At 59.8% G+C, this 12,270-nt stretch carries 10 protein-coding genes and 1 pseudogene; 6 read left to right on the top strand and 5 right to left on the bottom strand.

Annotation, left to right across the window (positions count from 1 at the left end; all coding sequences use genetic code 11):
• Positions 1-290: 290 nt before the first annotated feature.
• A complete protein-coding gene (gene tyrS, locus ACYX4K_RS17290) occupies positions 291-1,598 on the bottom strand; it encodes a tyrosine--tRNA ligase (RefSeq protein WP_475090882.1) in 1,308 nt (435 codons plus the stop codon).
• A gap of 374 nt (positions 1,599-1,972) precedes the next feature.
• Here tyrS and ACYX4K_RS17285 point away from each other — a divergent pair, with 374 nt between their 5' ends.
• Both ACYX4K_RS17285 and ACYX4K_RS17280 read left to right on the top strand, forming a co-directional pair.
• Positions 1,973-3,352, top strand: coding sequence for a peptidoglycan DD-metalloendopeptidase family protein (locus tag ACYX4K_RS17285; protein WP_475090883.1), 1,380 nt, complete (start codon positions 1,973-1,975; stop codon positions 3,350-3,352).
• Complete coding sequence (locus ACYX4K_RS17280) at positions 3,353-4,477, top strand: anhydro-N-acetylmuramic acid kinase (RefSeq protein WP_475090885.1); 1,125 nt, start codon at positions 3,353-3,355, stop codon at positions 4,475-4,477.
• A gap of 30 nt (positions 4,478-4,507) precedes the next feature.
• Here ACYX4K_RS17280 and erpA read toward each other — a convergent pair whose 3' ends face one another.
• The 4 genes and pseudogenes from erpA to argC form a co-directional block, all read right to left on the bottom strand.
• Complete coding sequence (gene erpA / locus ACYX4K_RS17275) at positions 4,508-4,861, bottom strand: iron-sulfur cluster insertion protein ErpA (protein ID WP_043320216.1); 354 nt, start codon at positions 4,859-4,861, stop codon at positions 4,508-4,510.
• 144 nt (positions 4,862-5,005) lie between these two features.
• Positions 5,006-5,419 (bottom strand): bactofilin family protein, encoded by a 414-nt coding sequence (locus ACYX4K_RS17270; RefSeq protein WP_475090886.1) that lies wholly within the window; start codon positions 5,417-5,419, stop codon positions 5,006-5,008.
• 112 nt (positions 5,420-5,531) lie between these two features.
• Positions 5,532-6,085, bottom strand: a pseudogene (locus ACYX4K_RS17265) (DUF6776 family protein).
• Between the two features lie 241 nt (positions 6,086-6,326).
• Positions 6,327-7,382, bottom strand: coding sequence for an N-acetyl-gamma-glutamyl-phosphate reductase (gene argC / locus ACYX4K_RS17260; RefSeq protein WP_475090887.1), 1,056 nt, complete (start codon positions 7,380-7,382; stop codon positions 6,327-6,329).
• Between the two features lie 124 nt (positions 7,383-7,506).
• Here argC and ACYX4K_RS17255 point away from each other — a divergent pair, with 124 nt between their 5' ends.
• The 4 genes from ACYX4K_RS17255 (at position 7,507) to hemL (ending at position 12,150) form a co-directional block, all read left to right on the top strand.
• Positions 7,507-9,327, top strand: coding sequence for a chloride channel protein (locus ACYX4K_RS17255; RefSeq protein ID WP_475090888.1), 1,821 nt, complete (start codon positions 7,507-7,509; stop codon positions 9,325-9,327).
• A 72-nt stretch (positions 9,328-9,399) separates the two neighbouring features.
• Positions 9,400-9,834, top strand: a complete 435-nt coding sequence (hemJ, locus tag ACYX4K_RS17250; RefSeq protein ID WP_475090889.1) for a protoporphyrinogen oxidase HemJ — start codon at positions 9,400-9,402, stop codon at positions 9,832-9,834.
• Between the two features lie 106 nt (positions 9,835-9,940).
• The gene (gene thiD / locus ACYX4K_RS17245; protein WP_475090890.1) at positions 9,941-10,732 is read left to right on the top strand and encodes a bifunctional hydroxymethylpyrimidine kinase/phosphomethylpyrimidine kinase; all 792 of its coding nucleotides are present in this window, start codon (positions 9,941-9,943) and stop codon (positions 10,730-10,732) included.
• A gap of 134 nt (positions 10,733-10,866) precedes the next feature.
• Positions 10,867-12,150 carry a glutamate-1-semialdehyde 2,1-aminomutase gene (gene hemL / locus ACYX4K_RS17240; protein ID WP_475090892.1) on the top strand — a complete coding sequence of 428 codons (1,284 nt, stop codon included), beginning with the start codon at positions 10,867-10,869 and terminating at the stop codon, positions 12,148-12,150.
• The last annotated feature ends 120 nt before the right edge of the window (positions 12,151-12,270 follow it).

The raw sequence follows: 12,270 nt of genomic DNA, 5'->3' as shown, positions 1-12,270 counted from the left end.
CGAAACCGTTATAAATCAACGCTTTCTGGCCTCTCGACCACCGCCCTGGGTGACCGCTGAAGTGGCGCGCATTATAGCGGCCTCTTCGACCTTGGCAAGTACTTTTTGATTTTCTTATTTAGAGAAAACTCTTTGAAAATCAATCAGTTATCTTGCCAGCTCACCGCGCTTCGGGGCTGCCCCTGCAGCGGTGAGGGCGCGAACTATACGAGCCTGCCGGAGGTCACGCAAGCACTTTTATGACAAAACTGTAAAAAAGATTTTTCACGCTCTTTTTCGCTAAATTTCAATCAGCCCGCCATGTAGAAAAGGTGGTACTTCTTTTTGCCCAGTCGAACAATGAAGTACTTGCCGTGCAGTGCGCGAGCAGCAGTGAAGACACCCGCCGGCTCGCCGTTACTCTGCAAGCCAACGCTCTCGCCATTCACCAGCACAGCATTTCGCCCGAGGGCATCCTTTACCGGCTTACCGGACGGCGCCAATCCCGCATCCACCAATAACTGGATCAGGCTCTGGTCTGCGAATGCCGCCGGGAGCTCTGAACTGGGCAAACCATCAAGGCGCAGCTGCTCGAGATCCCCCTGGGACAGGTCGTCGATACCACCGGAGAACAGTGCCTGCGAGATTCGCTCTGCCGCGGCCAGCCCTTCTTCGCCATGCACGAGACGCGTAACTTCAGTTGCCAGCACGCTCTGGGCTTCCGGCTTACCGGCACGCTCGGCATCTGCCTTTTCAAGCGCATCGATGGCGTCGACACTGATAAAGGTGAAGTACTTGAGAAATTTGTACGCATCCGCATCCGCCGTATTCAGCCAGAACTGGTAGAAGGCGTAGGGAGAGGTGCGCTTCGGGTCCAGCCAGATGGTGCCACTTTCGGTTTTGCCGAATTTGGTGCCATCGGCTTTGGTAACCAACGGAAGGGTCAAACCGAACACCTTGCCGCGATGCTGGCGACGGGTCAGATCCACACCACCGGTAATATTGCCCCACTGATCGGATCCACCAATTTGCAGGGTACAGTCGTGTCGCTTGTAGAGCTCGGAGAAGTCCATGGACTGCAGCAGGATGTACGCGAACTCGGTAAACGAGATGCCCTCACCTTCCCGCTGGATCCGCTGCTTTACAGACTCCTTGTTCACCATATTGTTGACGGAGAAGTGTTTGCCGACGTCCCGCAGGAAGTCGAGGACATTCAGGTCCCGGGTCCAATCGAGGTTGTTGGCTACCAGGCCACTATTGTCGCCAGACTCAAAATCTACGAACGCGCTGACCTGCGCCTTGATCTTCTCCACCCAGCTGGAAACAACGTCCGGCGTATTCAGCGAGCGCTCCTGTGCCTTGAAGGAAGGGTCGCCAATCAGGCCGGTTGCGCCGCCAACCAGAGCAATCGGTCTATGTCCTGCCGCCTGAAACCTCTTGAGTGTCAGCAGCGGGACTAGACTGCCTATATGCAGGGAATCTGCCGTGGGGTCGAAGCCGCAATACAGTGTGCGACTTGCTTCTGCCAGGTGCTGTTCCAGTTCTCCGTCGCCGGTGGCCTGATTGACCAACCCGCGGCGGGTGAGATCGTCCAGCAGTGTCGCATCCACTCCGGCCATGGTATCCCCTTGCGGTAAATTCAGATTGAGCTATTTGATTGCCGCGGATGTGGGTTTCGGCGGCGAAAAATTGGGCTGCAAATGTACCGAATCCAGCAGCAAATACAAGCGGATCCAGGCAGTCACGACCGGCTCGACGATGTGCCCGACCCATCCCACGCATGCACAACGCAAAAGCACCTTTACGGCTGACTTTCTCCCGGAAGCGAGGAACCGAATCATGGAAAGACAGGTCAATTATCCCGTGAACCAAGGCGGTAATTTTGTTATAAAGTCGCCCCGGTGTTCGTTTTTTAGGCGGCAACTTGCGCGCCATCGGCTCCAGAACCAGAACTACACAACAATCACAATCAGCGCTACGTCTATATAGAACCATGCAAAATCGACGCAAAAACCCGCGCCTGCTGGGCGCTATGGGCAAGCACTTCCCGCGTACCCACGCTCTGGCAGCCGGAGCGGCGAGTTTCGCACTGGCGCTCGCGCTGTTTGTTTCCCCTCCGGAAGTGGAAGCCAAGCGCACCGCGCTGCCAGTCACCCTGAGCCTGCCGGAAACCACCGAGCAGCCAGCACCGGCAGCACCCGAAACTTCCGTGGCGGTGCCAATGGAAAGCCCCAGCGTAATGGAGGGGCTGCGCGTGGTTCAGGAGACCGTACGCAATGGTGACACCCTCTCCGATCTGTTCCAGCGCGCCGGAATCAGCAGTGCCGAGATGTACCAGCTGCTCGCCAGCGGCAAAGAAGCCAAGCAACTGGCCAAGCTGGTACCGGGCGAAGAGCTCACGTTCCAGATCGATGGCGACGGCAGCCTGCAGACCCTCGAGTTACACCGGGACCGTCTCAGCAAGGTCGAATTCAGTCGCGACAGCTCCGACGAGTACAAATACGCGCTGCACCAGCGCGACCCAGAACGCTATACCGCATTTCGCCAGGCGGAGATCCAGAGCTCCCTGTTTGTTGACGGCAGCAAAGCGGGCCTGAGCAATAACCTCATCATGGAAATGGCCGACATCTTCGGCTCAGACATCGACTTCGCACTGGATATTCGCAAGGGCGACAAGTTCAGCGTGATTTTTGACGAAGAATTTCTCGACGGTGAGAAAATCGGTAATGGCGCCATCCAGGCCGTTACCTTTACCAACCAGGGAAAAACCTTCAGTGCGGTGCGCTATATCGACAGCAATGGCGACATCAATTACTACACCCCCGACGGCAAGAGCATGCGCAAGGCGTTCATTCGAACTCCAGTGGATATCGGCCGTATCAGTTCCCATTTCAACCCGCGCCGCCTGCACCCCATATTCAAGACCCGACGTCCACACAACGGCACCGACTATGCAGCCCCCCGCGGCACTCCTGTGTACTCCGCCGGCGACGGTCGCGTGATCAAGGCGGGTTACAGCAAAGCCAACGGTAACTATGTATTTATCCAGCACGGTGAGCGCTATATCACCCGCTACCTGCACCTGAACAAACGCCACGTGAAGCGTGGTCAACGGGTCAAGCAACGCCAGGTAATCGGTACCGTGGGTTCAACGGGTTACGCCACTGGCCCGCACCTGCACTATGAATTTCTGGTAGACGGCCGCCACCGCAACCCGGCCACTATTGTGCGCAAGCTGCCCAAAGCCAAAGCGGTAGCCAGCTCGGAGATGGACCGATTCCTGGCACAAACCCAACCGCTGATTGCTCAGCTTGAACGTTTTGAGCAGCCCGCCCTGGCGCAGGCCGACGACGAAAAGGACTCCGTAAACTGAATGACGGATCTTTATATTGGCCTGATGTCCGGCACCAGTGTCGACTGTATCGACGCGGTGCTGGTGGAGTTCACCGAATCGGATTCTGATTCAGGAAACGGCTTGCATTGCCAGACTCGTGCGGCAATAGGACATCCGATATCCACGGGAATGCGCGAAGCTATTCTCGCGCTGTGTGCTCCCGGACCTTCCGAGCTGGATCGGGCAGGACAGCTGGATCGGCAGCTGGGCGAAGAGTTTGCCTCTGCTACCCTGGAAGTGTTACGACAGGCCAACATCAAACCGGAGGCGGTTCGGGCCATTGGCAGTCACGGCCAGACGGTCCGCCACCGCCCGCCAGGTGCAGTTTCCACTCCCTTCTCCCTCCAGCTTGGCGACCCAAACACCATCGCAGCCATTACAGGCATTACCACGGTTGCGGATTTCCGCCGCCGGGATATGGCGCTGGGGGGGCAGGGTGCACCACTGATGCCCGCCTTTCACAACGCCGTATTTCGCACCGACCGCGATCGAGCGGTCGTGAACATCGGCGGAATGGCCAATATCACCGAGCTGGCCGCTTCGGGTGGCGTGCGTGGATACGACACCGGGCCGGGCAATGCACTGCTGGATTACTGGGTAAAATTGCACAAAGACAAAGCGTACGACGCCGACGGCGCCTGGGCCGCCAGCGGTAACCCGCACCCCGAGCTGCTCAACCGGCTACTGAACGACCCCTTCTTTGCCGCACCGGCACCCAAGAGTACCGGCCGGGAAGCCTTTAATCCCAGCTGGCTGGAGCGCGCCAGTGCCGGGCTCGAAGTGACCCCGGCCGACGTGCAGGCCACACTCGCGGAGGTTACCGCGGCAACCATTGCCAACGGCGTGCATGAATTTGCGCGCGGCGGTGAGCTTCTGGTGTGCGGTGGCGGAGCGCGTAATAGCGACCTGATGGAGCGGTTGCGCCGACGCCTGCCTACCTGGACGGTATCGCCAACCGATCACTACGGGATTGATGCGGACTGGGTAGAAGGTGCTGGATTTGCCTGGCTGGCACACCAGACCATGCAAGGCCTCAGCGGGAACTGCCCCGCAGTGACCGGAGCAGCAAAGGAAACCATTCTGGGAGGAATATTCCCGGCCTGAGCGGCACGGGAATCAAGCGGCAGAAACGCCTCAGATGGAGAAGGACGAGCCGCAACCACAGGTGGAGGATGCATTCGGGTTCTGCACCACAAAGCGGGAACCGGACAGTCCCTCTTCGTAGTCTACGCTGGCACCTACCAGATACGGGTAGCTCATGGCATCTACCAGGACCTGAATCCCGTCTTTTTCGACGATCGCGTCGTCTTCCGCCACCAGCTCATCAAAGGTAAACCCGTACTGGAAGCCGGAGCAACCGCCACCAGTCACGAATACCCGCAACTTCAGCTCAGGATTGCCTTCCTCTTCCAGCAAGCCCTTTACCTTGGCAACGGCCTGCTCGGTCACCTGGATCGGCTCGGGTGAAAAGGAAACAGCTTCGGACATAGAACTTTCTCAACACAGTTTGCAGCCCCCACCCAATTGCGGGTGCTGACGGGGCGCATTATGGATAAAACCCAGCAAACGGGTCAAGTATTGACCCATTGACCAGGCTTCACCAACCGGACTTCACCCACTGGCCCGATAAGATCACTCTGCGTCGGTAATTACTTCTTCAGAGTTGTAGCCCAGCATACGGGTCTCATCGGCAGTATCCACTTCCACATTGGATACCAGGGAGCCGTTCACCTGGGCGCCTTTGACCATTTCGATCAGCTTGTAATGCACATTGCCCTCAACCATCGCCTTGGAGGCCAGCTCCAGGTGACCGCTGGCATGCACATCGCCCTTCACATTGCCGTTGACCACCACATTGGGGACACGAATTTCCCCCTCAATAGTGCCACCGTCGACAACCTGCAGTCGTGCGTCAGTGTCGCTGTGGGCACTGATATTTCCTTTCACCTTGCCCTCAACCACCAGGTTGCCGCGAAAATGCAGGTCACCGGTCACTTCGGTGTGACGGGCGATCAGGGTTGTGCTGTTGCCACCAGTGCTAGCCATAGTTTTCTCTTTCTTTTTCAACATAATTCAACCGAAACCTCATGAATTGTATGGAGTTAAGTGTGGCCTATCGCACCAAAACCTCCACCGGCGCACACACGCCATCAGCGAGTCAGCTCTGCTGTACCAGCCAGCCATAGCGCTGATCAATACTGAAACCTTTGCGCTTACTGGATTTGAGCGACAGTTCCACGCCTTCCGGCACAAAGCCTTCCGGCAACTGCAACTCTCCCTCAATATTCTGAAAATACTTGAATCGCAGGGGAATAGACTCACTATCCACCTGAGATGACAGGTCCGACAGGGCGTAGCGGCGGGCCTCCCCCCTGACTGTCCGACAATGGTGAATCGCACTGCCCCAGTCACCAGCTGGTGACGGGCCGCAGATTGCTGCACCAACAACTTGTACTGGTAGCGTCGATCGCCGGACTCGGAAATACTGAAACGGCCAATCGACACGCCATCGCTACCTTCGGTCGGCGCCATAATGCCGCGGTAAAAGGAAATTTCCTGGCGCAGCTCCGCAATCTGGTTGTCCTTCGACACCAGTTCTGCGCGCACCGACTCACTGGCCTGCTCGCCGATGGCAACCGACTGTTCGGCTGTAGTGGCGCGCACGCGCAAGGTCTCGATGTCCGCCCGCAGGCGATCCACCTCGTCGAGCATCCGCGCGTGGGCCCGGGTCTTCTCGTCCAGACTCTTGCTCAGCTGATACTGACCGGCGAAAAAGGCACCGGCACTGGTGGACAACACCAGCAGGCTCACCCCCAGCGCGGAAAAAACGCCGTGGATGGGCCGGTGAGGCACCACCTTCATGCGGTACTGTTTGCTGCCTTTGACTTTGCGCGCCATGAGTTTGAGTCGTTTTGTTGTCGTCTGATTTCTTGTTTTCGTTCTGCCTTTGATTCTAAGGCAGCAGTGCCGGGCTCTCTAGCCCCTGGTTCTCATTTAAACCAAACATGATATTCATGTTCTGGATTGCCTGCGCCGACGCCCCTTTGGCGAGATTATCGATGACCGACAAGACAACCACAGTATCGCGGTCCTGTGGCCGCATCACCGACAGGCGGCACACATTGGTTCCCTTCACGCTGCGGGTCTGCGGGTGGCTGCCTGCCGGCATCACGTCCACAAACGGCTCGGAGGCGTAGCGCTGCTCAAACTGTGCCTGCAGGGCTGCCTGCGCGGAAGCGGCGGCTGACGAGTCCTTTAGTTTCGCATACAGCGTGGCGTGAATACCGCGAACCATGGGCAGCAGGTGTGGCACAAAGGTCAGTTCGACCGGGCCGCCTGCGGCGCGCCCAAGCCCCTGCTCGATTTCTGGCAGGTGGCGGTGACCGCCGGCAGCGTATGCCCGGAAGCTGTCGTTGTTCTCGGCGAACAGCAAATCGGTTTTGCCCTGGCGACCGGCACCACTGGCACCACTGGCCGCGTTGGCAACCAGACCGGTCGTTTCCACCAACCCTGACTCCAGCAGCGGCAGGAACCCGAGCTGAATCGCAGTGGGGTAACAACCGGGGCAAGCGATTAACTGAGCACCAGCGATCTGTGCGCGGTTTACCTCGGGCAGGCCATACACCGCCGCGGCGGCAAGTTCGGGGCAACCATGCTGCTGGCCGTACCACTTTTCCCAAGTGGGAATATCCTGCAGGCGAAAGTCCGCCGACAGATCGATCACCCGCACTCCGCGAGCAATCAGCTCTGGCACCTGAGCCTGAGCCACTCCATGCGGCGTGGCAAAAAACACCACGTCACAGGCCGCCAGTTCGTCCACATCGGGGGCGGTAAATTTCAGGTCATAGTGACCGCGCAGGCTGGGAAAGAGTTCCGTCACGGAAGTGCCCGACTCGGCTCGGGAAGTGATCGCGCGCACTTCCACCCCATTGTGGCCAGACAGCAGGCGCAGCAGCTCTACACCGGTATATCCTGTTCCGCCTACGATCGCCGCTTTGATGACACTCACAAATCTGCTCCTTTAACCTGCCTGCGGGTTTCAATCCTTGCCGGGGCCGCCTGTTGCCGGCTGATGCCCCCTGTATACTGAGCCGTGCACTCTACCATAAGCCACCCTGATTAAAGGATTAACCGTGCGGCGCCGAACGCAGTCGAAGCCTCCTACCAGCCCATCCGCCCCTCCGCTCCAGAGCCGTCGCCCGCGACTGCTGGACCGACTGCAGCTCGATCTTTCCGCGCAAAAAGCACTGTCGCTACTGGTGCTCCTGGCACTGGTGATTGGTATCTGCGCGGGGCTTGTAGTGATCGGCTTCAGACAGCTGAGTGAGGGCCCGGCGATCCTGTACCTGCCGCGCCTGGAAGATTTTGAATCCCTGCCACCGCTTTGGCGCTTCCTGCTGCCATTCGGCGGCGCCATCCTGCTCGGGATCATTTTCCACTGGGTTGCGCCTTCCGGGCGCCCGGTTGGGGTAGTGCACGTACTCGACCGGCTGCACAACCATCAGGGCAAGATGCCAGTAAAGAATGCTCTGCTGCAGTTTTTTGCCGGATCCCTCGCTCTGCTGAGCGGCCAGTCCATTGGTCGCGAGGGGCCTTCGGTGCATCTGGGCGCCGCCAGCGGCAGCTGGGTCGCACACCGTTTGCGATTGCCAAACAACGCCCTGCGCACCCTGCTCGCTTGCGGGGTGGCCGCGGCGATCGCCGCCTCGTTCAACACGCCGCTGGCAGGGGTTATCTTCGCCATGGAAGTGGTGATGCTCGAATACACGGTTGCGGGCTTTTTACCGGTGATGATCGCCGCAGTCAGCGGTAGTGCGGCGACCCGCCTTGCCTTCGGTCACCAGGCGGCGTTCAGTGTACCCGCCTCGCAGCTACAGTCCCTGGCGGAACTGCCCATCCTGTTCTTTTGCGCGCTGGTGGTTGGTGCGCTCGCCGCCCTGTTTATTGTCAGCCAGCGCCGACTGTTACCCCTGCAATTGCGCGTCCACCCACTGTGGCGATTTGCAGCAGCCGGCGCTGCCACCGGTGTGCTCGCACTCTGGGTGCCACAGATACTGGGTACCGGCTACGACACCCTGGAAATGGCCATGCTCGGGCAACTGGGCATCGCCACCCTCTCCGCCATCGTCCTCGCGAAACTCACCGCCACCGCGCTGGCCACGGGCCTTGGCATCCCCGGCGGGGTAATCGGTCCCAGCCTGATTCTCGGCGCCTGCATTGGCGGTGCCGCCGGCCACCTGGCCAACCTCTGGCTCGGTGCTGCTACCGCCAGCCCCGGGCTCTATGCCATGGTGGGAATGGCGGCGATGATGGCAGCGCTTCTCAATGCGCCGCTCGCCGCGCTGCTGGCAATACTCGAGCTTACCTACAACCCCAACGTCTTGTTTCCCGCCATGATGACCATCGTGGTGGCCTGCCTGGTGAGCCGCCAGCTGTTTTCCACCGAAGGCATATATCAGGAATCCCTGCGCGCCCTCGGGAAAAGCGGCACCCCCTCATGGCGCGCGCAAATGCTCAGCCGCGTGGGGGTTGCTGGCGCCATGGAGCGGGCAGTGACCGTCACACCGCAACTTCTCGCGCGCAGCCAGGCAGAACGGCTGATCCACCAGCAGCCCGCATGGCTACTGGTGGATGGAGAAAACGGCGCTCAGGCCTTGCGCACGGCGGATCTGGCGAACTTCCTGCAGCGGCCGAAAAAGGAAGGGGAAGAAGGTGAACCGGAGCAGAGCGAAGCAGAGAAAATTGACCTGCTGCGCCTGCCCGGGGAGCGTCTGCAGCTGGCACCGCTAAGCTGGCGAGCCACCCTGCTGGAGGCCCAGCAGGAACTGGAGAAACGCGGCGCGGGTGCCCTTTACGTGGGGCGCGATTACGACCAGGGAAGCCCGGGTGTACTGAACAGCGATGTGGCGGGTATCATCCTGCCGCAACACATAGAACATTATTACCGGCAATAAACCTCTCTGAGAACGCCGAACGACGAACTGCACTATCGATTAAACCGGTATTCCTCCGGAAAAGGAGCTTCGATGCTTTGGGTAAAAGCCTTTCACATCATCTCAATGGTCTGCTGGTTTGCCGCACTGTTTTACCTGCCGCGGCTGTTCGTCTATCACATCGACGCTACCGATTCGGTAAGCAGGGATCGATTCAAGATCATGGAGCGCCGCCTGTACCGGGGTATTGCCACTCCGTCTATGCTTGCCACCCTGGCGTTTGGCATCTGGCTGATTTACATCAATCAGTCCTACAACCCCGAATACATGAGGGCTGCCGGCTGGCTACACGCCAAGCTGACGCTGGTGGTGCTGCTGATCGGCTACCACCATATCTGTGGCAGCTATGTGAAAAAGTTTGCCGCGGGCACCGTGACCAAGAGCGGTCGTTATTTCCGCATCTTCAATGAACTCCCGGTACTGGCACTGCTGGCCATTGTGATTCTTGCGGTGGTGAAGCCATTCTAAACCGGCCTCCCAGGGGCCAATCCACCGCGACAGGGGCGCGCCAGGCCACCCGGCCACAGCGGCCCCGGCTAGAATTAGGAAATCTGCGAGGAGTTCCCAAACGCCCATGGATACACGCCAGCCTATTGTCCTCACCGTCACTCACCACGACCCCAGTGGTAGTGCCGGTATTGCCGCCGATACGGAAACCGCTGCAAGCCTGGGGTGCCACTGCGCCTCCGTGGTATCGGCAATCACCGTGGGCGATACCAGTGAATTGGCGGGAGTGGCACCGGTGGACGACAGCCTGCTGGTGGAGCAGGCCCGCGCGGTACTTGAAGATATGCCGGTGGCCGCGATCAAAATCGGTTACCTGGGCTCGGTAGAAAATGTCCACGCGCTGCACAGTGTGCTGCGGGACTACCCGGATATCCCGCTGATCATCGACCCCGATGCGACCCTCGCCGACAAAGAAAGCCTGCTGGCGCCCCCTCTGTGGAAAGCCATGAGTGACCTGCTGTTGCCGCTGGCCACCCTGGTAGCCCCCAACCGACGCGAAGCCCGCGCCATGGCCGGCGAGGCCGATGTGCACGATGCCCAGGCCCAGGAGCTACTGGAAACCGGCTGCCGCTACCTGTTGCTCACCGGCGTACCCGCCTGTGATCAACAACTGGAAAACCGCCTCTACGACGTGCGCGGCCTGGTGCGTGAATTCCGCTGGCAGCGACTCCCTCCGGCAGCCTACGGAGCCTGTGGCACACTGACCACCGCCATCGCCTGCCACATCGCCCACGGCCTCACCATGTTGGAGGCGGTCAATCGCAGCCAGCAGTTCACCTGGAGCGCCATCGCCGACAGCCGCCGCCTGGGAATGGGGCGCCCGGTCCCCAACCGGTTGTTCTGGACCTGCAAGGACTGATCGAAAGCCTCCCGGCCCCGCCCAGTGGATAATTCGCCATCCGGTTTGCGACCGATGGCGACGCCGCCGATAATACGGCGCAATTTCCGATCCCGAATTCCCTTCACACTTTCAAATCCGGTGTCCGTATTTCTATGAGCAAATCCGAATCCCTCTTTGCCGAAGCCCAGAAAGTCATCCCCGGCGGTGTCAACTCGCCGGTGCGCGCCTTCCGCGCAGTGGGTGGCACTCCGGTATTTATTGAACGCGCCGAGGGCGCCTACCTGTACGACGCCGACGAAAAGCGCTACATCGATTACGTGCAGTCCTGGGGCCCAATGGTTCTCGGCCACGCGCACCCGGATGTGATCGACGCGGTGGTTGAGCAGGCACAGTCCGGTTTGAGCTTCGGCGCCCCCACCGAGCTGGAAACCGAGCTGGCGGAAGAGCTGTGCCGCGTATGGCCGAATATGGACCTGGTGCGCTTCGTCAACTCCGGTACCGAGGCCACCATGAGCGCCATCCGCCTGGCCCGCGGCCACACCGGGCGCGACAAGATCGTGAAATTCGAAGGCTGCTACCACGGCCACTCGGACTCGCTGCTAGTCAAAGCCGGGTCCGGCGCACTCACCATGGGCGTACCCTCTTCCCCCGGTGTCCCCGCAGCGCTCGCCGACCACACAATCACGCTCACCTACAACGATATCGAAGGTGTGAAAAAGTGTTTCGCCGAGATCGGCGACCAGATCGCCTGCATCATCGTCGAGCCGGTGGCGGGCAATATGAACTGCATTCCACCACTGCCGGGCTTTCTGGAAACCCTGCGCGAGGTCTGCGACCAGTCCGGTGCGGTACTGATTCTGGATGAGGTGATGACCGGCTTCCGCGTCAGCCTGACCGGCGCTCAGGGCCACTACGGTATCGAAGCCGACATCACCACCCTCGGCAAGGTGATCGGTGGCGGTATGCCGGTGGGCGCCTTCGGTGGCAAGCGTGAAATCATGGAAAAGATCGCGCCGCTGGGTCCGGTGTACCAGGCGGGTACACTGTCCGGGAACCCCATGGCCATGGTGGCGGGCCTCGAGACCCTGCAGTTGATCCAGAAAGAAAACCTTTACGACGAACTCACCGCGAAGACCGATCGCCTGGTAGATGGCGTACTGGCCGCAGCCAAAGAGGCGGGTATCCCGCTCACCGCCAACAAGGTGGGCAGCATGTTCGGCTTCTTCTTTACCGACGCGGATAAGGTCAGCAACTACCAGCAGGTCATGGCCTGTGACACCGAGCGCTTCAACCGCTTCTTCCACGGCATGCTGGAAGAGGGCGTATACCTGGCACCGGCCTCCTACGAAGCCGGGTTCATGTCCGCCGCCCACAGCGATGAAGATATCGACAACACCATCGCCGCCGCGCGACGCGTGTTTGCCCGCCTCGACTGACCACACTGCTGCTCCGCGACCCGACTCAAGCGGTGGCGGAGCAGCAACGGCTTTTCACGCAAGTCCCTGTTGCGCCCGATCCTCACCTGATCAAAAATGTATACATTTCCAATTAGGTAT

It is taken from the genome of Microbulbifer sp. ABF4_107 (genome assembly GCF_056312215.1).
Note: the sequence above shows the minus strand (reverse complement) of the source record. Positions and strands in the feature narration are given on the sequence as shown.